Here is a 24,310-nt window from a genome sequence, read left to right as displayed (position 1 = left end):
AAGTATCTATTAAAAAACAACAATCATTTAGAAAATAGCCAAAAAATAAAGCGATGCAATTTGCACCGCTTTATTTTGCGTATTCTACGGCTCGTGTTTCACGAATGACCGTCACTTTTATATGACCTGGATAATCGAGCTCTTCTTCGATCTTCTTACGAATATCTCTTGCTAGTCGATGAGCTTCAAGATCATCAATTTGCTCTGGTTTAACTAAAATACGGATTTCACGACCCGCTTGAATTGCGAATGATTTCTCTACACCATCATAGGATTCAGAAATCTCTTCAAGCTTCTCAAGTCGGCGAATATAGTTTTCTAACGTCTCTCTTCTTGCACCCGGTCTCGCTGCTGATAGTGCATCGGCTGCTGCGACAAGAACGGCGATAATCGATGTAGGCTCAGTGTCCCCATGGTGGGAAGCAATGCTGTTAATAACAATTGGATGCTCTTTATATTTCGTTGCAAGCTCAACCCCAATTTCAACATGGCTACCTTCAACTTCATGGTCAATGGCCTTTCCAATATCATGAAGCAAGCCCGCACGGCGTGCCAATGCTTCATCCTGACCAAGTTCTGCTGCCAGCAAACCGGATAGCTGTGCCACTTCCATCGAGTGCTTAAGCACGTTCTGACCATAGCTTGTCCGGAATTTTAAGCGGCCAAGGATTTTAATAAGATCTGGATGGAGCCCGTGAACACCTACTTCAAAGGTAGTTTGTTCACCAATTTCACGGATGTGCTCATCCACTTCACGACGAGCTTTATCAACCATTTCTTCAATCCGTGCAGGATGGATTCGTCCGTCCTGCACAAGCTTGTCTAAGGCTAAGCGGGCTGTCTCGCGACGAATCGGATCAAAACCAGATAATATAACCGCTTCTGGTGTATCGTCGATTATAAGATCAATGCCAGTTAAAGTTTCAAGAGTTCGGATATTTCGGCCTTCACGTCCAATAATACGTCCCTTCATCTCATCATTAGGAAGGTTTACAACAGATACTGTCGTTTCTGCGACATGATCTGCAGCGCATCGTTGGATTGCTAGAGATAAGATATCTCTTGCCTTTTTATCTGCTTCCTCTTTCGCTCTGATTTCGCTCTCTTTTACCATTATTGCGACGTCATGAGACACTTCCTTCTCAACTCGCTCTAAAATGATGGACTTTGCTCCTTCACGAGTTAAGCCTGAGATGCGTTCCAGCTCAGTTTGCTGTGCTCGCACCATCTCGTCCACTTTGCTTTCCATCTCTTCAATATGCTGTTGTCTTTTGTTAAGAGAATCGTCCCTCTTCTCTAATTGCGCTTCACGTTTATCTAACGTTTCATCTTTACGATCAAGATTTTCCTCTTTTTGTAGTAAACGATTTTCTTGTTTTTGAAGTTCATTTCTTCGATCACGAATTTCACGTTCTGCTTCTGTTCGAAGCTTGTGAATATCATCTTTTGCTTCAAGCTTTGCTTCCTTCTTTAAAGCATCCGCTTCTCGCTTTGCATCTTCTAAAATCTGCTCTGCTGAATCTTTTGCTCCCGCAATCTTTGCTTGAGCAATGGACTTACAAACAAAATAGCTAACAACTGCACCGACGAATAGGCCAAGCAAACTGGAGATGATTGGTATAATTAGTTCCATCATTTCACCTCCTCTTGCTATGAACTTTTTTGTGTTACGTTTCTAAAGTGTCGGCATGTACATTGTCACGTCAACATACAGCCCAAATGCTTTTCAACGTTTTAATAATCATAAAATGTAAAATATACATTTTTAATTGTAAAGCTGTGTAATTTCATTGTCAAGGTTTTGTCGTATCTGCATTTGTTAATATTTTGTATTTGTTTCAAAAACAATTTCAAGATTAAATAGTCTGCCATAATTCCCAACAAAGTTATTATTTTTTTATTAACTCTAGTGAATATAGATGCATGCTAGCTATAAAAAAACAAAGCCACTTCTATGCAGCTTTGCTTTTTTTCTAATTAATCAATAAGTTGGAATTCGTCTTGCCCTTCATCTCCGCTAATTGTTTTTTCGGTATCAAGACCATAGTGCTCCCTGAGTTCCTGTTGAATCTGCATGCGAATATCAGGATTTTCTTTCAGGAACTGCTTCGCATTTTCGCGTCCTTGGCCTAAGCGCTCTTCATTGTAGGAATACCACGAGCCGCTTTTCTGAACAATATCGACCTCAGATCCCAAATCGATGATTTCGCCTTCCTTAGAAATTCCTTCGCCGTACATTATATCTACCTCAGCTACACGGAATGGAGGAGCAACCTTATTTTTGACTACTTTAATTTTTGTTTTATTTCCAACAATATCTTGACCCTGTTTTAGGGCCTCGGCACGACGTACTTCAAGACGTACAGTTGAGTAGAACTTTAACGCGCGGCCCCCAGGGGTTGTCTCAGGATTTCCGAACATAACTCCAATTTTCTCACGAATTTGGTTAATGAAAATTGCAATTGTTTTAGATTTATTGATAGCTCCTGATAGTTTACGAAGTGCTTGGGACATCAACCGCGCTTGTAACCCGACGTGGGAGTCACCCATTTCTCCTTCAATCTCTGCCTTTGGAACAAGAGCAGCAACAGAGTCAACAACAAGTATATCAATTGCGCCACTTCTCACAAGAGCTTCGGCAATCTCTAGTGCCTGCTCGCCTGTATCCGGCTGTGAAAGTAGCAATTCATCAATATTAACCCCAAGCTTTTGTGCATACACAGGATCGAGCGCATGTTCGGCATCGATAAAGGCTGCTTGTCCGCCTGTTGCCTGGACTTCTGCAATTGCGTGTAAAGCAACCGTTGTTTTACCTGAGCTCTCAGGTCCGTATATTTCAATGATACGCCCTCTTGGATATCCGCCTACTCCGAGTGCCGCGTCCAAAGCAAGGGACCCACTTGGTATTGTAGATATTTTGCGGTCAGATTGTTCTCCTAGCTTCATGATTGAACCTTTACCAAATTGCTTCTCTATTTGTTTTAACGCCATCTCTAATGCTGCTTGACGATCGCTCATTAATCTTCCTCCTCTTCATTAAACGAAAATATCTATTACTAGTTTGACTTATGCTCTCAAAACCTATTTTAACTATAACTGTTTTTCAAACGTTTGTCGAGCAAAAACTCGAACGTCCATTCGTCTTTTTTCGCCTTCAATTCTTGTAGAAAATGGCGAATTTGCTAGGAGAAAATACTATTTTCAAAGAGTTCACTGCCTAGAAAAATGAAAAGGCCTTAGTAATCTGACTATTAATAACAAGTAGAAATGAAGAACGATTAGATCCAATACGAGAGTGGATAATGGGAGCGAAAATAAAAAAAATCAGAATGTGTCAAATCACATTCTGATTTTCTTTAAGACTCTTTATTAAAAAGTAACAGCCATATTTCACACTTCTTATGCGGATGGATTCTCTCGTGCCGCCAAAATTCATCTTTTCAACTTTGACAGGATTTCCTTTAATGGATATTCCAAAATAAACAGTGCCAACTGGCTTACCCTCTAGTTCCTCAGGGCCGGCCACACCTGTAAAGCTGATGCCTACATCTGCATTCATTAGACTAGAAACATTTTCAGCAAGCTCGGCTGCACATTGTTCACTCACAACCCCATTTTTAGCAATCGTTTCTTCCTTGACATTCAGGACATTCGCTTTCACTTCATTAGTATAGCAAACGACCCCGCCTTTAAGAAATGAACCTGCGCCTGGAATCGCAGTAAACTCCTGCTGGAACATTCCTCCAGTTAGGCTCTCTGCACAAGCAATGGTTAATCCTTGGTCTTTAATTAATTTAATGAGCTCATGCATAAGGGACGTATCATCATAGCCATAAAAATAGTTACCGACGCGGGAAAGTATTTCTTTCTCAGTATCATCTAATAATTGTAATGCAGTATCCATTTGCTTGTGCTTTGCAGTGATTCTAAGAGTTACTTCCCCGTCCGAAGCAAGCGGCGCAATGGTCGGGTTACTTTGAGTATCGATAAGATCCTCGATTTCTGTCTCTAACAGCGCTTCGCCAATGCCAAAGAACCTTAATACACGTGAAACGATCACATCTTCTGCCTGAAGCTTCGAACGAAGAGCAGGATGGGCAAATTTCAAAAACATTGGTTCCATTTCTTTGGGCGGCCCAGGAAGAAGCATGTACATATGTTTTCCGGCTTCAAGCAACATGCCCGGCGCCATGCCGTGTTCATTTGGCAAGATATGTGAATCTACCAAAACGATTGCCTGCTTTTTATTATTTTCAGTCATTGTCCGTTTTGAACGTTCAAAATAATGTTCAATTGACTGAAGTGCTTGTTCATCCATCATGAGTTGTTTATTCAAATGGCGAGCGATTGTTTCTTTTGTCAAATCATCCTTTGTCGGCCCAAGACCTCCTGTGAAAATAAGGAAATCCGAACGTTTTTCGGCAATCTCCATTGCAGACTTTAGGCGTTCGGGATTATCTCCCACAACCGTATGATAAAATACATTAATGCCTAACTCCGCAAGCTGTTGCGACAAAAAACGGGCATTTGTATTTACGATTTGCCCAAGCAATAACTCTGAACCAACCGCAATAATTTCTGCATTCATTAAAACGCCACCTTATAAAAAACTTTTTATTATTGGCTATTTTCGCATTTATTGTTGTTTTAGCCTTGCAAGTTTACCCGTTGATTTCCGCTGCGGGCACTTGCTTTCCGCGGGGAGGGGACGGGAGCCTCCTCGGCGTTACCGCAGGAGTCAAGTGCCCTCCGCTCCAATCAACTCAGATTATTAAATAAAAATCACATTATAAAAGCAACAACTTTAGGAAAACAGCCTTATTATTTTGATTTAAGAAAAGCCTCTTTGTTTTTCGCAAAATAGTCCCAACCTGACCAGATTGTAAAAAACATAGCGACCCAAAGAGCAATGTCAGCAAAAGGAATAGATAGCAGTTCAAAAATAATATTATGTAAAAGCAATGCCGAAATAGCGACAATTTGGGCCCATGTTTTAACCTTTCCTAGCATATTAGCAGCGACCACTTCTCCGCCACCTGCCAGCACAAGGCGTAAGCCTGTAACGGCAAACTCTCGGCTAATAATAATAATAACAATCCAAGACGCCGCTAATCCAAGATCCACCAGGACGATTAATGCAGCAGAAACGAGCAATTTGTCAGCAAGTGGATCGAGAAACTTCCCAAGGTTTGTTACTAAATTATATTTCCTTGCATAATAGCCATCCACCCAGTCCGTTGCAGAAGCAAAAATAAAAATCAATGCGCCCACAAAATGTGTGACAGGGAGTGTTGTGCCGAGGAGGGATAAATTACCCCAAGAAAAAGGAACAAGCATAATAATCATAAATAGCGGTATCAGAAAGATCCTAGAAATTGTAATTTTATTTGGCAAATTCATGTTTTACCTCCAATTTTGAAATAGCAATTTTCGCAACCATATTTACTCTTGTACCAAAGCGAGTCCCTCGAGATTTATCGGACTGTGGAGCTTGTGAAGTAGATGAGAGAGCAAACGGAGGATTCCCGGTTGCCATTATTAATGTATCTTAACAAGAGTAATATAAATAAGCGAAAAATAGTCATCATATGATGACTATTCGTTGTTCGGAAAGTAGCGAATGGTAATATCCTGCCGGACAGATTGGGCGGGAGGAATGGCGTACTCAATTTTTTCGTCATTCACATAAATCTCCGTTTCGGTTGACCTGCCAACTATAATAACAGCTTCCGTTTCTTTTGAGAAATCAACTGTTTCGCTTTCCTTGTCACCTTTTTTCAACGAACCTTGGAAAAAGGAAAAGCCTTTCCCATTTAAAATATTTACCCATGACTCACCTGTAGTAACTACTTTCACTTCGAACTTATCAGCATTTTTCAATTCATAAACAGTGTTTCTCCCGCTTGACCCGGCAACAGTTATTTCCTGCTTAGGTGGTTCCGGCACCTCTTCTTGGATCTGATCTTCTCCTGAAGTATTTTCTTCAGGTGTCTGATCCTTGCCGTTTTCTTTCACCGGTTCTTTAACAAAGTTTTCTGATTCTTCTACATTAACCGTTTCGTGCCCATTTTTATCAGCTGGTTCTTTTGCGCCTTCACCGGCATTTCGTTGTTGAGCAAAATAGTAAATTACCGCTATAAACCCAATAATAAATATCCCGATTAATATTTTAGGAAGAATATCAAAAACTCTTGAATTCCCGCCTGATAGATCCTTCCTCGATTGAACTCTTGAAAGCTTCTCAGGAATATCATCATTCATAGTCGAAGGAATCTCAGCTTTGTATTGCTCAAAAAGCTCTTCCGGCTCAATACCTACCGCTTCCGCATATTGTTTAATGAAGGCCCGTACATAAAACTTCCCAGGCATCATACTATAGTTTCCTTCTTCGATCCCCATTAAATACCGCTTTTGAATTTTTGTTACAATTTGCAAATCATCAAGACTCATGTCTTTAGCCAATCGTGCTTCTTTTAACCTAGACCCTAGTTCAGTCAATTTTTAACACCTTCCAACTTAAGAAAAATCAAAGCCAGCAAAATCCGACTCAGAAAACATTTGGTTTCTATCGACAATGTCATATTTAATTTCTTCTTCCGGATCATGGCGAAGTTCAATAATATAATCAAAATCGTCAATCGAGTATTCCGTATTTTCGATAAAAATATCCGGATGCTCGACAACCTTCACAGCAGGAATACTCATAATCTCACGGACAAGCTGCCAATGGCGCTCATTTGCCCGTCTAGAAGAAACAATCCCATCAATAATAAATAGATTGTTTTCATTGTATTCGTCATGAATCAGCTGATTGCGAATCGTCTGTTTTAAAAGAGTCGAAGAAACAAAAAGCCATCGTTTATTCGCACAAACACTTGCGGCAACAATTGATTCCGTTTTTCCAACGCGAGGCATTCCCCTAATTCCTATTAGCTTGTGCCCTTCCTGCTTAAATAATTCTGCCATAAAGTCAACCAATAGTCCAAGCTCGTTCCTTACAAATCGGAAAGTTTTTTTATCATCGGCATCTCTTTGTATGTATCTCCCATGGCGGACGGCGAGGCGATCCCGTAATCTCGGCTCACGGAGTTTTATTAATTTTATTGTATCCATTGTATGTAAAATTGACTCTAAACGAACAATTTGTTCATCGTTTTTTGCTAATATTAATAGTCCCCTGCGTCCTTCATCCACACCGTTGATCGTCACTATATTAATCGAAAGCATACCTAAAAGGGAAGAAATATCACCAAGCAAGCCGGGCCGGTTCTTTTGTATTTCATATTCCAAATACCACTCTGTTTTCTCCATCTTAAAACCTCCTCAGTACCATTGCCTCATGACAAGCTTTTAACCCCTTTTATCATAAATGATTTCAGATAAAGATGAAAGGAAAAACCAATACGATCTGCATTATATTCTGAAACACAACAAAAAAAGAGAGGGATCCCTCTCTTTTTAGTTGGCTTTGTTAATGAAAAATACATTTTAGCGGGGCGATTTTGCCTGATCGACAAAAACGCCACGTCCTGTGCGTCGGAAAGAGCCTTTTTTGCAAATGCAAGGCAACTGACTTCAATCACATCATGGCTTAACTTCGATGAGTTACCACGTGCTGCCTTGCAACGAGCTGAACAAAGCTTCCTCGAATATGCTTTGGAGCAGGAGCATTGTTTTTAACCCGCCTCTCGAAAGGGAAATCGAACCCACGACTAGACCACAATATTGTTTTACAAAGCCTTTTAGTTAATTCAATACGCCGTTTATTGTGTTCCGTTGTTTTCTACTAGCTTTACCATCATGTTTGCAATAGCTTGCTGTTCATTCTTATCCGCAACTGACCAAAGATCAGCAAGAATTCTTTCTTGTTCATTTTTTGGTTCTACTTGTTTCGCTAAGTAATCTCCGATTTGAAAGGCAAGATTATTGACGGTATCTTTACTCATCCCTTGCTCTTGCCCCTGATCTAGACGATCCCCAAGGAAATCTTTCCACTGCTGCCAATTATCGAGTACAGACATTGAATATCCTCCTTTAAACAGTGTTGTACACTAGTACAGTGTTATTTTGTTTAATGGAGAGATAAATTATTCATGATTCCTGCGATCGTCTTTACTTTTTCCTTTGTAAAAACATACTTTCATTGAACAATCTATGTATACCAGCCTCCATTTACACCCAGAACCTGTCCAGTTATATATGACGCTTGCTCTGATAGAAGAAACGAAACTGAATCAGCAATATTTTCAGGTGCCGCTAATCTCCCCATTGGAATTTCATTTTTTATATCCTCAAGCTCCTCGAAGGAAAAGCCTTCGAGCATGGCCGTCTGAACAGCCCCAGGTGACACTGCATTCACTCTAATCCCATTAAAGGCCAACTCCTTACTCAATGCTTTGACAAATGCAATTTGGGCCCCTTTTACAGTTGAATAGGCGACTTCACATGCAGCACCTGTTTGCCCCCAAATCGAAGAAATAACAACAATATTACCGCTTTCTTTAGTCAAGAGCTTAGGCAGCAGCTGTTTTGTCAATAATAATGGTGTTGTCACATGAAGATTAATTAATTTTTCCGCTTCTTCTTCCTCAAGCTCTGAGAGCAGCCCATAAAGGCTTATTCCGCAGTTATGAACAATAGCATCAAGGGAAAAAATATTTTTTGCGACTTTTTTATATCCTTTTTTGGTAGACAAGTCCGCTTGGATAGGGATGAATTCTCCTTCATAAGACTGAAGTCGAACTAAAAGTTTTTCTATTGCCATCTTATTCTGATGGTAATGTAAATATAAGGAATAGCCTTCCTCCGCCAATTTAACAGCAATTGCTTCCCCAATGCCACCGCTCGCTCCCGTAATTAAAGCAAATTTTTTTTTCATTTTACGCGCACCTTTTCCACAAAGAAAGCGCCAAATCTTGGCGCCTTCTTCTTTTTCTTTTTCAATCAAATCCTTTTACTTTTTCGGAATCACCTGACATACAGAAAATCTTTCTTCTGAGATAAACTCGTTTGCCGCTTTCTCGATATCCTCTAATGAAATGCTTTCCAGGGTGGAGACAACATCAAATAAATTCATGTCATTAAACGCATAACGGGTAAATTGATTTGCGATATATTCAGGAGAGTTGACGGCCCGAAGAAAAGCACCGATCTTTTTCTTTTTTGTTCGTTCTAAGCTTTCGTCCGTAATGGCCCCCTTCTCTTTCGCTTTTAAAAGCATGCCTTGCAGCGTTTCTGCCAATCGATCAGGATCACTTGTATCTCCCCCAAGCATCGCAAATCCAAAACCTGTTTCCTGTGTATAATCATAGGAAAATGTGTCATCAATTAACCCATCATTATAAAGCGAACTATAATTATCTGAGCTCTTTCCAAACATAATATCAAGCATAACATTTAAGTTTAATTCGTTCCTAAGCATTACTTCTCCGGCTTGATTGACATTTTGCGATTTAACCCCAACCAAACATTTCGAAGTTTGCACGTTCATTTCTAAAATCTGCTTTTTTTCGGCAACCGTTAATGGTTCTTCTTCGAATTTGCGCTTGATTTCAGGCTGTTCCTTATACTCCTTACGAGCCTGGTTTTCCCTCACTTGATTCATAATTTCTACCGGCTCAACAGGTCCAACAATGAATAAGAGCATATTACTCGGATGGTAAAAAGTATGATAACATTCATAGAGCATATCCTTTGTAATATGGGAAATCGATTCAATCGTTCCAGCAATATCGATTTTTACCGGATGGTTTTTGTACATATTTTGAATTAATCCAAAGTATAAACGCCAATCCGGATTATCATCATACATCGTAATTTCCTGGCCAATAATTCCTTTTTCCTTCTCAACAGTTTTTTCAGTAAAATAAGGCTCTTGAACAAAATCAATTAAGGTTTCAAGGTTTTTTTCGACATTCGAAGTACTTGAGAATAAATATGCCGTTCTCGTAAAGGATGTAAAAGCATTTGCAGAGGCCCCCTGGCGGCTAAATTGCTGGAATACATCTCCATCCTCTTTTTCAAACAGCTTATGCTCTAAAAAGTGAGCGATGCCATCAGGAACCTTTACATCATCATTTTTCCCCGGCGGCAGGAAATGGTTATCGATAGAACCATACTTTGTTGTAAAAGTTGCATAGGTTTTGTTAAAGCCCTTTTTTGGAAGGATATATACATCAAGGCCATTGTTTAGCTTTTCATAATACATTTCTTCCTGGAGCTGATCAAAAGTGATTTTTTCCATTACTTACCCGCCTCCTTGCCTGTTAAAAAATAAACCGTATCCAGATTTACTTTATTTGCGACAGCAACGATCTCTTCCTTCGAAGCTTGATCCATCTTCTCCATCCAATCGCAAAGAGAGATGTCTTTTTTGGAGACAACATTATGATAAAGAACTTCAACAACACCTCTAGATGTATCAATCGTCTCAAGAAGATGGTTTTTAATGACTGCTTTTGTCTGATCAATCTCAGCCTCTGTAAAGTCCCCATTTCTCATGGCTTCCATTTGTTCATTAATAATCCTAACCGCTCGATCATAGTTTTTATTATCAATTCCAGACATCACCATCATCAGCCCTTTATGGCTCTCAAGACGACTCGTAACATAGTAGGCAAGACTCGCTTTTTCCCTTACATTTATAAAAAGCTTAGAGTGGGAAAAGCCGCCAAAAATGCCGTTAAACACTTGAAGTGCATAATAATCTTCGTCGCCATACACCACATTTGTGCGATAACCAATATTTAATTTCCCTTGTTTAACATCCTGTTCTTCTCTTACATCATGGACTTTATCCTTATGATTAACACTAGCAGACTTTACTCCTTGAGGCGCTCGCTCCTTAAATGCCAATAGCTCCTGTGCAAAATTTTGCACTTCCTCCTCATTCACGTCCCCGATTACGTACAAATCCAATTCATCCTGTGCAAAAGCATCTAAATAATAGTGATATAAACTTTCAGGAGTAATTTGCTCGACAGCGTCCATCTCTCCATGAACATGCAAAGCATACGGCTCATCACTGCACATTTCTTCCACGAGGCGGAAATTAGAATAACGCATTTTATCATCGTAAACGGATTGAATTTTTTGTTTAAGCGTTCTTTTTTCTTTTTCAATTGTTTGTAGTTCAAATGAGTTTCCGCGGGTATTTGGCTTTGTTAAAATCTCCGCTAGAAACTGGAATGCTTTCTTCAATAATGGGGTATTGTCTGATAAAAATTTTTCGTTCGCAATCTCCATTGAAAAACTAATAATATGATATTCCCCTTTTTTTGCTAAATCAACAAAAAGAGTTGCACCATACAACTCATCTAAATATGAACGCAGCTTTCCAGTCGTCGGATACGTTTCGCTATTACTTTGCAAAACATAGGGCAAAAGTGCTCTTTGGGTGACCGTTTCTTTATTTAAAGGGGCTTTCATTTTCCAAACCAATGTATTTGTTTTATACTTTTCTGTTTTTACAACATGAAGTTTATAGCCGCTCATTGATTTAATTGATTCAGAAATAATATCCATGTCCGTCCTCCTAACAAACCTTTAGTTTTTTTCAAGTAAGAAAGCCTTAAATGACTATCTTTGTTTTAGGGTTCACTTTTACTATTATATGTAAACACTTCAAAGGTTATATTCTATACTTTCCTTTGATATGAATCATATTCTTACTATAACTTGCCCCATTTCTCATTTTCAAGTTATTAACTTTATTGGAAAGTATACTTTTAAGTATAGGTTAAAAAAGAAGACTGTTTTCGTAAACTTTGTTGCTATTTAATCAAAATATGGTCTAGTTGATTTCCGCTCCAATCAACTTCATAAAGAATTTATTTAAAAACAACATTCGTTTAGAAAATAGCCAAAAAGAAAGACCCTATTTCAAAATGAAAAGGGTCATTTTCCTCTATTATCTCTTTCCTTTAATATATGGGGCACCTAAAGCTTTAGGTGCATCCGCACGTCCGATAAATCCGGTTAATGCTAAGATTGTTAAAATATATGGAGCTATTAATAGGAATACATTCGGAATGTTTTCTAAGAACGGCAAACTTGAACCAATTATACTCAAGCTTTGGGCAAATCCGAAGAAAAGTGCGGCTCCCATTGCGCCTAATGGATGCCATTTCCCAAAGATTAATGCTGCAAGCGCCATAAAACCTTGCCCGCTAATTGTGGCGTGACTGAAATCAGAAGAAATGGACTGAGCATAGACTCCACCACCGACTCCAGCAAGGGCACCAGATATGATCACACCGATATAACGCATTTTTATGACATTAATACCCATCGTATCAGCTGCCATCGGGTGTTCCCCAACTGCTCGCAGCCTCAAACCAAATGGTGTTTTAAACATAACGTACCAGGCAATAACAGCGACAATAATCGCCACATATGATGTATAGTACGTATTATGGAAAAACAATTTGCCTATGAGCGGAATATCCTTTAGAAAAGGTATATCGATTTTACTAAACCCTTTTTGAATAATATCCGTCTGGCCTTTACCATAAATTAATTTTACTAGGAATAAAGCAGTACCGATTGCCAATAAGTTAATTGCGACACCCGAAACCACCTGGTCTGCCCTAAAAGTAATGGAAGCAACAGCATGAAGGACAGAAAGAAGAGCTCCGACTACCATGGCAGCAAGCAATGCTACCCAAGGGGTTAGATTACCGAATGTATGAGCAAATGATAAGTTAAAAACGATTGCCGTAAATGCACCGATTACCATTAAGCCTTCTAATCCAATGTTAACTACGCCGGAGCGTTCTGAGAAGTTACCGCCTAATGCTGTGAAAATAAGTGGTGCTGCCCATAGTAAAGTAGATGGGATGATGATTAACAATATGTCCATAAAGCCCACTTATTTCACCCCCTTTTTGCTAATGCGGTCAATAAAGATGCGAATCATGTAGCTTGCCGCAACAAAGAAAACGATTAAAGCGATAATAATATCAACTAATTCATTCGGAACCCCTGCTTCAAGCGGCATATTTAATGCTCCTACTTTTAAAGCACCGAATAATAGCGCGGCAAAAATAATACCGATTGGTCCGTTTCCACCTAGTAACGCAACAGCGATACCATCGAAACCAACACCAGTGAAACCGCCTTTAATGGCTGCATAGCCGAATGTTCCAAGACCCTCCATTGCTCCTGCCAACCCTGCAAAAGCACCGGAAATTACCATTGATAAGATAATATTGGAACGAACATTCATCCCAGCATATTCTGAAGCATGTTGGTTAAAACCAACTGCTCTTAATTCGTAGCCTTTTGATGTTTTTTCTAATAAGAACCACATGATAAATACGGAAATAAGTGCAATCAAAATCCCCCAGTGTAAGCGGGAATAGTCCGTTAATCCTTCAAGGAAAGGAGAACGAAGGGATGCAGATTCAAAGATTCTGTCCGTACGGTCACGATTTTCAGACAGTACTGAACGGATAAAATAGTTTGATACATGTAATGCAACATAGTTCATCATAATGGTAACGATTACTTCATGAACACGGAATCGTGCCTTTAAAAATCCAGGAATAAAAGCCCAAAGGGCACCAGCTAATGCTGCGGCAAGTACTGCTAAAGGCAAATGAATAAATTTGGGCAAATCAAAAGCAACACCTACCCATACAGCTGCAAGCCAGCCGACAATCAACTGTCCCTCGACCCCAATATTGAAGAGTCCAGTTCTAAAAGCAAAGGCAACAGCTAATCCGGCAAGTATATATGGAGTGACCTGCCTGACGACTTCACCAGTATAGTATATGTCTCCGAAAGCTCCATTCCATAAAGCTGTAAACGCAGCAGCAGCATCGAAGCCAGTTACAATGATAATGATCGTTCCTACAATAATCCCTAATATGACAGCAACAACGGGCACAATCATATTTCTTAACCTGCTAGACATTATTTACTTCACCCGCTTCCTTCCGTTTCGAACCAGCCATTAATAAGCCAAGTTCCTGTTCTGTTGTTTCTTTTGGGGTGACGATTGCAACAATTTCCCCTTCATAGATCACCGCAATTCGATCACTTACATTCATAATTTCATCTAGTTCAAATGAAATGAGTAATACAGCTTTTCCATTGTCACGTTGTTCAATCAGACGTTTATGCACGAATTCAATCGCCCCAACATCGAGCCCCCGTGTTGGCTGGGCAGCAATCAGCAATTCCGGATTTCTGTCAACCTCACGCCCAATAATTGCCTTTTGTTGGTTCCCGCCTGATAATGCCCGTGCTGGGGTAAATTCACTTGGGGTTCTGACATCAAATTCTTGAATAATGCTTTTAGCCTTTTTATAAATTTCTTTATAATTCAAAACGCCATTTTTTGCATATGGTCTCTGATAATATGTTTGAAGAACGATATTTTCCCCAATCGGAAAATCAAGCACAAGTCCGTGTTTATGGCGATCCTGTGGAATATGGCCTAAACCCGATTCAGTCACTCTTCTTGGCGTAAGACTACGGATTTCTTTTCCCTTCAGCTTAATTGACCCACTTTCAGATTTAATCAAACCTGTAATCGCTTCGATTAACTCTGTTTGTCCGTTTCCATCTACGCCGGCGATACCAACGATCTCTCCTGCTTTTACGCTAAGGTTCAGTCCATTAATCACATGCAGGCCCCGAGAATCTTTCACATTTAGATCCTTTATTTCAAGAACTTCTTGTTGTGGATTCGCTTCTATTTTTTCAGTCTTAAAGGTCACTTCACGACCTACCATCAAGCTAGCCAAATCATTAGGATTGGTTTCACTTACATTCACTGTCCCAATTCCTACACCTTTTCGGATAACAGTTACTCTGTCACACACTTCCATGATCTCTTTTAATTTGTGAGTAATCAGGATGATCGATTTTCCCTCTTTAATTAGAGTCTTCATAATTTGAATTAGCTCTTTAATTTCTTGTGGTGTTAAAACAGCTGTTGGTTCGTCAAAAATCAAAATTTCTGCGCCGCGGTATAATGTTTTTAAAATTTCAACTCTCTGCTGCATACCTACAGAAATATCAGCTATTTTAGCTTGAGGATCTACTGATAACCCGTATCTCTCCGAAATTTCCCTGACTTCTTTTTCCGCTTTTTTAATATCAATCTTTCCGCCTGAGGTCGTTTCTTTTCCTAAAATAATATTTTCTGTTACCGTAAATGGATCGACTAGCATGAAGTGCTGATGAACCATTCCAATTCCTAAATCATTAGCAATATTAGGATTTGTGATTTCTACAGGTTTTCCCTTAACACGTATTTCACCCTTTTCAGGTTGATACAAACCAAATAAGACGTTCATTAATGTCGATTTTCCAGCACCGTTTTCACCAAGCAATGCATGAATCTCACCCTTTTTCAATTGCAGTGTAATATTATCATTTGCGACAATGCCTGGGAATTCTTTACGAATGTTGAGCATTTCAATAACATACTCCATCATTTTTCACTCCTTGCTCAAAATAAAAGGAAATAATTAGTGGTTAGAGGTCAGACTTTTATTGCACAACAAAAGCTAGGAATAAACCAAGCTATTTGAGTAAAACTGGTCTAGTAGATTTCCGCTTCAGGAGCTCGCTTTCCGCTCCAATCAACTACATATAATATCTATTTATTAACAACAGTCATTTAGAGAACAGCCTTTAATATATACGCCCTCAATAATACTAAGATTAGGCTGCTAAAATCTTAAGTGAAAGATAGAATGACTTCTACATTTCAATTAAGATTTTAGGAATAAAAGACATTCATGAGCGTAGGCACTAAAGCCCAGAATTATTCAATTAGAAAAGGAATAAGAGGCCGGCAATGCAACCCGCTTATTCCTTTCATCTATGCTTTCTATTTTGCCGAAAATTTTTCTAACTCAGCTCTTGTACCTGGAACTTTAACGTCACCACTTTTAATTTTTTCTACCCATTCATTTACGACAGTTTCAATGTCAGCTTTCACTGATACTTCTTCATTAATTGGTGCTAAGCTAACACCATCTTCAGCTAAACCATAAATGATCGTTTCGCCACCAGGAAAGTTTCCTGCTTTTGATTTTTCAGAAATGTCTTTAACTGCGTGAGCTACACCTTTCATAGCAGAAGTAAGGGTAACATTATGTTTATTTCCGCCAACCTCAACAATTCCTTCAGCTGTTTGGTCAGAGTCAACTCCAATAGCCCAGATTTCTCTAGCAGGATCTTTTTTCTTTAGATCACGTGCTTCTTTAAATAAACCATTACCAGTTGCACCTGAAGCGTGGAAAACTACATCTGCTCCAGAAGCATACATTTTTGAAGCAATTGATTGACCTATTTCAGCTTTATCAAATGCACCTGCATATTGAATATCTACTTTCAGGTCCGGATTTATCGCATGAACACCAGCTACGAACCCTGATTCGAAACGCTCGATTACATCGGATTCCATTCCTCCGATAAAACCAATTTTATTCGTTTTCGTTGTTTTAGCAGCGGCAATACCTGCAAGGAATGCAGCCTCTTGCTCTTTAAACAGGACGCTAACAACGTTAGGTTGCTCCACGACACCATCAATAATTCCGAAGTGCGTATCTTTTTGTTGCACAGCAATATCGTTAATATCATTTACCATCAAATATCCAATACCGAATACTACATTAAAACCTTCACGTGAAAGTTTGTTCAAGTTTGTAGCATAGTCAGCATCAGATTTTGATTGTAAGTATTCATAGCCGCCTTTTCCTTTTGTTAGGCCATTTTCTTCACCAAATGCCTTAATACCTTCCCAAGCAGATTGGTTGAATGATTTATCATCAACACCACCAACATCTGTTACCATCGCAACAGAGAATGTACTTTCAGTAGTAGTGCCTTTTTCTCCCTCGGTCGCTGCTCCATCTTTTTCTTTAGCTGTTCCACAAGCACTTAAAATCGTTCCAGCGGCAAGTACTAGTGACAGCGCCAACCCAAATTTACGTTTTTTCAAGGTTTGTACCCCCTAATGTTTTTTTTTGAATCATTAGTAGAAATCCCCTTTGGTTTTGATTGAATGCGTTTTCAAAGCCGTATAGATTAGATTCTTTTTCGGAGGACTTGGAAGCTGAACTTGTCAGCTCTGAAGTAATTGACCGAATAGAGGATGGGCTCATCCAATTCATCGAAATGCATTTGCTTTAAGACAAGCAATGCTGTTTCAGGATCGCATTCAAGGATCGGTGAAACTTTTTCATGGTAGCCAAGCGGCTCGATTTGGGCAACGGCATATGTAATTTTCCGGTTTGTTTCGTTTTCCAAAATATCGAGGAGCGATTCCTGTACATGAGTGAATGTATTCGTTAGAATGTTCTCAGGAACCTTATCAATACAATAAACGACCGGCTCTCCATTTGCTGTTCTTACCCTTTCAATCACCACAATATCCTCTTCTGCAGAACATGAAAAACGACGAATATCTTCTTCTGTTGGCCCCGATGTCACTGAGCTTAAGAAAATAGTACCTGGTTTCATCCCTGCTTGCAAAATCATATTTGTGACACTGTTAAGCTGCTCGATACCTGATGTAAACAAGGGCTTTGCATTCACAAAAGTTCCTACCCCATGGCGACGGATAATCACATTTTCCTCTTCGAGAATTCGAAGGGCCTCACGAAGTGTTGCTCTGCTTACTCCAAGCTGTTTAGCAAGATCAAATTCCGAAGGCAGTTTTTCTCTTTCTTTATAGACTCCTTCTTCCATGTCCTGCTTTAAACGATCGATTACTTGTAAATATAAATGTCGGTTATCTAACTTAATTGACATGCAGGGTTCCTCCAACTATTTTCTCAGGGACATCAGACCTCTGATGTTCAATCATTCCTACTAATCGAAAATACTATAACACTATTCACCAAAGAAATAAAGTGAAACTTCCATAGGCGGTGAGTTTTTTCCCTTACTGAATAATAATAGCATCTTACCCTTGTAATTACCTGATTTTCAGCTGGAATGATGACATAAAAACAGTAAATTAAGGGGATCTCTTCCTATTATATTTCACCAAAAATATCTTATTTATTTAAATTCATTAAATCATACTTTTTACCTATTAAATAAGTATTATCCCTTTCTTTGATAAGCAGCGGAGGGAGTACGTATTTAATTTCAATTAATGAAAAAACCCGTCTGAACAACGGGTTTTCATTAATTGCTCCATACTACATTATGAGCTTGCTTCCTCAGATGGCTTACCATGCAAAACAGCTCTTGGCTTGCTCCCTTCATACGGTCCCACGATCCCTCTTGCTTCCATTTCATCGATAAGCCTTGCTGCCCTTGTATAACCAATTCTAAATCTGCGCTGTAGCATGGACACCGAGGCTGTTTGCATTTCCAAGATAAGCTCCACTGCTTCGTCGTAAAGGTCATCATCCACTTCACCAGTCATTTCCGGTGTATCTTCGGGAATCATTTCTTCTTGGTACTGTGCTTTTTGCTGTTCAATCACAAAGTTTACAATTTCCTCTACTTCTTCATCTGATAAAAATGCTCCCTGCACACGAACTGGTTTTGAGGCACCGACTGGCAGAAAAAGCATGTCCCCTCTACCAAGCAATTTTTCGGCTCCTCCCATATCCAAAATCGTTCTCGAATCGGTTGCGGATGAGACAGCAAAAGCAATTCGTGATGGTATATTTGCTTTAATGACTCCCGTAATGACATCGACAGACGGACGTTGCGTCGCAATAATCAAATGAATTCCAGCCGCACGCGCCATTTGCGCAAGCCTTGTGATCGCATCTTCGACATCAGAAGAGGCAACCATCATTAAATCCGCAAGCTCGTCCACAATAACGACGATGTATGGCAAAAGTGGCTGTTGTCCTTCTTCTTCTTCATTATGTTTTTTTACATAATCATTATAGCCTTCAATATTTCTCGTTCCGGTATGGGAAAATAATTCATACCGTCTTTCCATTTCATTTACAACCTTCTTTAATGCTTGTGAAGCCTTTTTAGCATCTGTAACAACTGGAGCAAGCAAATGAGGTATTCCATTATATACATTCAGTTCAACCATTTTCGGATCAATCATCATCATTTTGACTTCATGTGGTTTTGCTCTCATTAAAATACTTGTGATAATTCCGTTTATACACACACTTTTACCACTGCCTGTTGCTCCAGCTACGAGTAAATGGGGCATTTTGTTCAGTTCTGCAAGCACCGATTCACCTGTAATATCTCGTCCAAGCCCGATTAATAGCTTTGAGTCAGACTTGTCATTTTGTTTAAATTCAATTACTTCTCTTAACGATACCATTGCAACTTCCGAATTAGGGACCTCAATTCCGATTGCCGATTTCCCTGGAATCGGTGCCTCTATACGAATTCCCTTCGCAGCAAGTGCTAATGCTATATCATCATTTAAACTAACAATTTTACTAACCTTCACCCCTACAGCAGGATGAACCTCATATTTCGTAACAGCAGGTCCGAGATGGACTTGAGTCACCTTTGCATTTACACCAAAGCTTTGAAAAGTCCTTTCAAGCTTAGCTGCATTGGCATGAATTAACTCGTATTCCCCGCTTTGGTCTGTCTGGCGAGGGAGCTTTAATAGACTATGGGGAGGCAATTCATAATCCTTATTTTCCACTTCTGTAAAAGTGATCGGTGGTGAGGGATCTAATTTTTCATCCGATATTGCTTTTTCTATGCCCTTATTGCTCACAGGTGCTTCCTGTTCATTGCTGTAATAGGCTCTTTCCGTAAAACTAGAGATAATTGGCTCAGCTTGAGGTTCTTCAATAATCTCATTTCCACTATTAATCGTAAGCACAGGCTCATTTACTTCCTCAGCTCTAGTTCTCTGCTCTTCCAATTCGGTTCGTCTTGCCAATTTTTTTTCTTTGCGTGTGTTCTTCCAATCGGTCATATCTGTTTTAAATGCAGTCCATTGATTTTTACTAAAATTCCACATCGCTGTTAGCATTTTTCCTAGTGCGTCACCAAATGTTTTCCCTGTTATTAGAATGAATCCAACGATTATCAAGACGAAAGAAATGATTTTAGTTCCAGGCTCATCAAATAAAAAATAGAATAAAGCAAACAGGACTGCCCCGATCATTCCGCCGCCTAAATCTGTCGTACTCGTTTGCCCCTGCACTTCCATCCAGAACAATTCCCATGTATTGGCAATTACACTCGGATCCTTAAACTTTCCCCCATTTGAAAGAAGCTGAAAAAGGGTCACATGGCTGAGCAGAAGCAGCGAACTTAATATAAGATAAATGCCGACTAATTTAGTATTGAATACAAATGGCACGGTTCTTTTCCACATTAAATAGACGGCAAAAACAACCACACCAACAAGGCCTACCATATACCATTCGCCCATAAAAAACCGGAAGAATAGGACTGCTGCCTTTCCAACAGCACCAAGTTTCGCCATTGCGATTGCTGCAAAGGCTAACAAGGCAAGAGCGATTAATTCAAATTGAATGGTCCTTTTCATATTTACACTTTTTCTTGATTGTCTTCTCTTTTTTTTCGCCATTTTATCACCTAATTTTTCTACTTATTCCCATTTAAACAATGGCTTTTTCAAAACAATTTCCGTTCTATGAAAAAGAAAGCAGCCATATTTTGGCTGCCCTTTAAATTCATCTTTATTATATCACAATGCATTTATGCACAGTTATGATAATGTAATTTTTGTACCAGGAGTATATTTTTCATTCATAAAATGGGCGGGATCACTGCTCATAACGCGGATAACCGTACAGTTCTGTCCCTCCTCTATATCAACTAAAAGCGGGATTCCATCATATGTAACCAGCTTTTGTTTGCCAAACTCATTTGCATCTGTCTGATAAATTAATTCTTGTGGCATCATCGTATAAAGGATCATTGAACAATCCCTTCATTCTTTTGTTTATTATGTTCGATTAATTCATTTAATTTTTTCATCGCAGGGCCTATTCCTCCCACTTCATCAATGAGACCATGTTCAACCGCATCTGTACCAATTACGTTTGTTCCGATATCTCTTGTTAAATTTCCTTTTGCAAACATTAAGTCTTTGAATCGTTCTTCTGTTACATTCGAGTGCTTAGTGACAAAATTAACGACTCTATCTTGCATTTTATCCAAATACTCAAATGTCTGTGGCACACCGATGACAAGTCCTGTCAGCCTGATTGGATGAATCGTCATTGTTGCCGTTTCAGCAATAAAAGAATAACTACACGATACAGCGATTGGCACGCCGATTGAATGGCCGCCCCCTAATACGATCGACACAGTTGGTTTTGATAGAGAAGCAAGCATTTCAGAAATAGCCAAACCGGCCTCCACGTCGCCACCAACTGTATTTAAGATCACCAATAATCCTTCGATTTTTGGGTTTTGCTCAATTGCTACAATTTGTGGAATTAAGTGCTCATATTTCGTCGTTTTATTTTGCGGAGGAAGCTGCAAATGTCCCTCGATTTGGCCAACAATCGTTAAACAATGGATCTTCGAGTCTTGAGAGAGCTGCGGGACATTCGTTTGGCCAAGCTGTTGAATTTTCTCTATGAGGCTTGATGACTGTTCATCCTTTGGTTGTTCCTGCCCTTCATTTCTAGCGCCATTTTGTTTCGAATCATTACCCATCCTTCATTCTCCCTTCAAGCAATAATTGCTGGTGGAATCAAATACGCCTTGGCGTATTTGCGCCCAGATTTTTATCGAGCTTGCTCGATAAATTCCTTTAAAAAATCTGAGGCATCCGCCGGAGGCTTAACTTTAATCAGCCGGAGTTTAAGCCCCAACTGAATTGGATACCTATTTGCATTCATCTCGCCACTTATAGAAGTGGAAGACTTCTGCTGAATAAAGTTAAAAATCCATATAAGTCTAGTATGAACCTTGAAGGGTATTTCATGCGGGAAATCAATCGACAAGTACGTAGGTTCAAAAAAATAGCACAGCGATTCACGCTGTGCCATTTAGGTTATTACACTTCCATAATTATCGGTAGGATCATCGGCCTCCGTTTTGTTTTTTCAAACAAGTATTGATTCAGTTCATCCCTCATATCTTGTTTTATTCCCGACCAATCGAAGGATTCCTTTGAAATGCTTCTTTCGACAATTTCTCGAACTCGTTTTGTTGCTTCCTCAAGAAGTTCTTCAGACTCTCTTACATACACAAAGCCTCTAGAAATTACTTCCGGACCAGCTGTTATTTTCTTTTCTCTTTTACTCAATGTCACAACAACTAACAATATTCCATCTTGAGATAGAAGCTTGCGGTCCCTTAAGACAATATTTCCAACGTCTCCTACCCCGATTCCGTCAATTAGCACATTCCCAGATAGAATTCGGCTCGTTGAACGAATTCGTCCTTCTTTTATTTCTACCACTTCCCCTTTTTCGGGAATATAAATTTGATCATCAGTTAAACCGCATTCTTTCGCTATTTTCGCATGGGCTTTTAACATCCGATATTCGCCATGAACAGGCATGAAGAATGTTGGTTTCATTAAATTGATCATAAATTTAAGTTCTTCCTGACTGCCATGACTTGACGGGTTATAAACTCTTTTTCCTGAAATGACATTCGCCCCAGCCCTGAAAAGCAAATCGATCGTTTTAAAAATAAATACTTCACTGCCTCTAAGCGGTGATGCGGCAAGAATGACCGTATCCCCCCGCTGGATATGGACTTGCTTATGCGTCTGTTTAGCCATTTTTTGCAATGCTTCGATCGGCTCCCCTTGCGACCCAATCGTTAAAATAACAATCTTATCATCCGGATAGCTGCCGATTTCTGTGATCGGAATAATGCTATCAGCCTGTATTTTTAAATAATCCAGCTTTAGAGCAATGTCGAATGCCGACTTCTGATTTTTGCCAACGATGGCTATTTTTCTTTGACTCTCATATGCAGCATCAAAAATATGCTGGATTCTTATTATATCTGATGCAAAAGATGCGGCAATAATTCTGCCGGGAGAATGATAAAAGGAATCCGTTAACTGTCTTACTGCGATTGCGTCTGATAGGGAATAACCGGGGTTTTCCGCATTCGTGCTGTCAGAAAGCAAACAGAGGACACCTTTTTCGCCAATTTGCACCATTTTCCCGATCTCAGGTTTATAAAGATCAGCTGCCGCTTGATCAAATTTAAAATCTCCCGTATAGACAATGACACCTTCAGATGTATGAATACAAATCCCTGCACTATCCGGGATGCTATGAGTCGTATGAAAAAAGGAAACTTTTGCCGAGGGAAATTCAATATCTGAATCGGAATGAACTTCGATGAAATTGGCTTGTCCCTTAAACTCCTGTTCTTTCATTTTTGCTTTTGCAAGAGCCAGTGTTAATTTCATTCCATAAACAGGAATATTAATTTCTCTTAATATATAGGAGAGAGCCCCGATATGATCTTCATGTCCATGTGTTAAGAATATCCCTTGAACACGTTCCTTATTTTGAATAAGATAGGTAATGTCTGGGATTACAATATCAATTCCGAGCATTTCATTTTCTGGGATCATTAAGCCGGCATCTAATACGAATATGTCCCCATCTACTTCCACAAGGTACATATTTTTGCCGAACTCCCCCACTCCTCCAAGTGCCATTAACTTGATGCTTTGATTGTTCAATTTATATTTCCTCCTATAATCAGTTGGGCCGACCTTAGATCAGTTACCAATATTATACTTGAAGGAAGAAAAACATGACAACCTGAATAAAAAATCAAATTCGCCTTGGCGTATTTGCGCCCAGATTTTTACCTTAGCTTGCTCGATAGATTCCTTTGAAAAATCGAAATGCTCGCCGGAACTTTACTTTATTCAGCCGGGGTTTAACCCCCACTGAATTGGATACCTGTTTGCATTCATATCATCACTTATATCGTTTAGAGACTTCAGCTGAATAAAGTTAATGTCGAACGACTAACAGGCTAGAATTTAACTTGGATCATTCTCGTCTAATGATAAAGTAGTCACTTTCGTATATTCACCCTTTGCGATTTCTTCAGCCGTGGCATTCTTTTGCAATTCATCCTCTGTATTCATCCCTTCTGCCATAGTAGGTTCATTGCTTCTATGATTTTGTTTTTTCAAATTGAATCACTCCTTTTATACCTATTTTCTCTTTTTAATGAGGTTTCATCCTTGTTTAGCTAGTTCTTAATAAAAAAGGCTGTTTTCGCAAATATTTTACTTTTAGCCTTCAAAGTTTGCCCGTTAATTTCCGCTGCGGGCACTTGCTTTCCACGGGGAGGGACGGGAGCCTCCTCTATTCCCGCTGGAGTCAAGTGCCCTCCGCTCCAATCAACTCAGATTATTAAATAAAAA

At 39.4% G+C, this 24,310-nt stretch carries 20 protein-coding genes; all 20 read right to left on the bottom strand.

Annotated features, from left to right (window positions below; translation table 11 throughout):
- Nucleotides 1-70 precede the first annotated feature (70 nt).
- Nucleotides 71-1,633 carry a ribonuclease Y gene (gene rny, locus BGM26_RS02730; protein WP_217038226.1) on the bottom strand — a complete coding sequence of 521 codons (1,563 nt, stop codon included), beginning with the start codon at nucleotides 1,631-1,633 and terminating at the stop codon, nucleotides 71-73.
- Between the two features lie 344 nt (nucleotides 1,634-1,977).
- Nucleotides 1,978-3,018 (bottom strand): recombinase RecA, encoded by a 1,041-nt coding sequence (recA, locus tag BGM26_RS02725; RefSeq protein ID WP_217038225.1) that lies wholly within the window; start codon nucleotides 3,016-3,018, stop codon nucleotides 1,978-1,980.
- Between the two features lie 316 nt (nucleotides 3,019-3,334).
- Entirely contained in the window at nucleotides 3,335-4,588 is a 1,254-nt protein-coding gene (locus BGM26_RS02720; protein ID WP_217038224.1) for a competence/damage-inducible protein A, read from the bottom strand.
- A 233-nt stretch (nucleotides 4,589-4,821) separates the two neighbouring features.
- Nucleotides 4,822-5,400, bottom strand: coding sequence for a CDP-diacylglycerol--glycerol-3-phosphate 3-phosphatidyltransferase (pgsA, locus tag BGM26_RS02715; RefSeq protein ID WP_217038223.1), 579 nt, complete (start codon nucleotides 5,398-5,400; stop codon nucleotides 4,822-4,824).
- Between the two features lie 195 nt (nucleotides 5,401-5,595).
- Nucleotides 5,596-6,498, bottom strand: coding sequence for a helix-turn-helix domain-containing protein (locus BGM26_RS02710; RefSeq protein WP_217038222.1), 903 nt, complete (start codon nucleotides 6,496-6,498; stop codon nucleotides 5,596-5,598).
- Between the two features lie 18 nt (nucleotides 6,499-6,516).
- The gene (locus BGM26_RS02705; RefSeq protein ID WP_217038221.1) at nucleotides 6,517-7,311 is read right to left on the bottom strand and encodes a DUF3388 domain-containing protein; all 795 of its coding nucleotides are present in this window, start codon (nucleotides 7,309-7,311) and stop codon (nucleotides 6,517-6,519) included.
- Between the two features lie 452 nt (nucleotides 7,312-7,763).
- Nucleotides 7,764-8,021 carry a DUF3243 domain-containing protein gene (locus BGM26_RS02700; RefSeq protein ID WP_217038220.1) on the bottom strand — a complete coding sequence of 86 codons (258 nt, stop codon included), beginning with the start codon at nucleotides 8,019-8,021 and terminating at the stop codon, nucleotides 7,764-7,766.
- Nucleotides 8,022-8,152: 131 nt separating this feature from the next.
- Complete coding sequence (gene ymfI, locus BGM26_RS02695) at nucleotides 8,153-8,878, bottom strand: elongation factor P 5-aminopentanone reductase (RefSeq protein WP_217038219.1); 726 nt, start codon at nucleotides 8,876-8,878, stop codon at nucleotides 8,153-8,155.
- A gap of 75 nt (nucleotides 8,879-8,953) precedes the next feature.
- Entirely contained in the window at nucleotides 8,954-10,243 is a 1,290-nt protein-coding gene (gene yfmH, locus BGM26_RS02690) for an EF-P 5-aminopentanol modification-associated protein YfmH (protein WP_217038218.1), read from the bottom strand.
- Nucleotides 10,243-11,523, bottom strand: coding sequence for an EF-P 5-aminopentanol modification-associated protein YfmF (gene yfmF / locus BGM26_RS02685; RefSeq protein ID WP_217038217.1), 1,281 nt, complete (start codon nucleotides 11,521-11,523; stop codon nucleotides 10,243-10,245). The genes yfmH and yfmF overlap by 1 nt, the downstream gene beginning before the upstream one ends.
- Nucleotides 11,524-11,908: 385 nt before the next feature.
- On the bottom strand, nucleotides 11,909-12,868 hold the full coding sequence (locus BGM26_RS02680) for an ABC transporter permease (protein ID WP_217038216.1): 960 nt from the start codon (nucleotides 12,866-12,868) through the stop codon (nucleotides 11,909-11,911).
- Nucleotides 12,869-13,915, bottom strand: coding sequence for an ABC transporter permease (locus tag BGM26_RS02675; RefSeq protein WP_217038215.1), 1,047 nt, complete (start codon nucleotides 13,913-13,915; stop codon nucleotides 12,869-12,871).
- Nucleotides 13,908-15,443, bottom strand: a complete 1,536-nt coding sequence (locus BGM26_RS02670) for an ABC transporter ATP-binding protein (RefSeq protein ID WP_217040610.1) — start codon at nucleotides 15,441-15,443, stop codon at nucleotides 13,908-13,910. Before BGM26_RS02670 ends, BGM26_RS02675 begins: the two co-directional genes overlap by 8 nt.
- A gap of 401 nt (nucleotides 15,444-15,844) precedes the next feature.
- Nucleotides 15,845-16,960, bottom strand: a complete 1,116-nt coding sequence (locus BGM26_RS02665; protein ID WP_217038214.1) for a BMP family lipoprotein — start codon at nucleotides 16,958-16,960, stop codon at nucleotides 15,845-15,847.
- A gap of 86 nt (nucleotides 16,961-17,046) precedes the next feature.
- Nucleotides 17,047-17,772 (bottom strand): GntR family transcriptional regulator, encoded by a 726-nt coding sequence (locus BGM26_RS02660; protein ID WP_217038213.1) that lies wholly within the window; start codon nucleotides 17,770-17,772, stop codon nucleotides 17,047-17,049.
- Nucleotides 17,773-18,172: 400 nt separating this feature from the next.
- Nucleotides 18,173-20,509 (bottom strand): DNA translocase FtsK, encoded by a 2,337-nt coding sequence (locus tag BGM26_RS02655; protein WP_217038212.1) that lies wholly within the window; start codon nucleotides 20,507-20,509, stop codon nucleotides 18,173-18,175.
- Nucleotides 20,510-20,650: 141 nt separating this feature from the next.
- Nucleotides 20,651-20,863, bottom strand: a complete 213-nt coding sequence (locus tag BGM26_RS02650; RefSeq protein WP_217038211.1) for a YlzJ-like family protein — start codon at nucleotides 20,861-20,863, stop codon at nucleotides 20,651-20,653.
- A complete protein-coding gene (locus BGM26_RS02645) occupies nucleotides 20,860-21,609 on the bottom strand; it encodes a ClpP family protease (RefSeq protein ID WP_217038210.1) in 750 nt (249 codons plus the stop codon). Before BGM26_RS02645 ends, BGM26_RS02650 begins: the two co-directional genes overlap by 4 nt.
- A gap of 343 nt (nucleotides 21,610-21,952) precedes the next feature.
- On the bottom strand, nucleotides 21,953-23,587 hold the full coding sequence (locus BGM26_RS02640) for a ribonuclease J (protein ID WP_217040609.1): 1,635 nt from the start codon (nucleotides 23,585-23,587) through the stop codon (nucleotides 21,953-21,955).
- A gap of 333 nt (nucleotides 23,588-23,920) precedes the next feature.
- Nucleotides 23,921-24,076 carry a hypothetical protein gene (locus BGM26_RS02635; RefSeq protein ID WP_217038209.1) on the bottom strand — a complete coding sequence of 52 codons (156 nt, stop codon included), beginning with the start codon at nucleotides 24,074-24,076 and terminating at the stop codon, nucleotides 23,921-23,923.
- Between the last annotated feature and the right edge of the window lie 234 nt (nucleotides 24,077-24,310).

This window comes from Bacillus sp. FJAT-29790, assembly GCF_019039215.1.
Taxonomy (GTDB): Bacteria; Bacillota; Bacilli; order Bacillales; family Cytobacillaceae; genus Cytobacillus.
The sequence above is the reverse complement of the archived record's forward strand: the minus strand, read 5'-3'. Positions and strand labels throughout refer to the sequence as shown.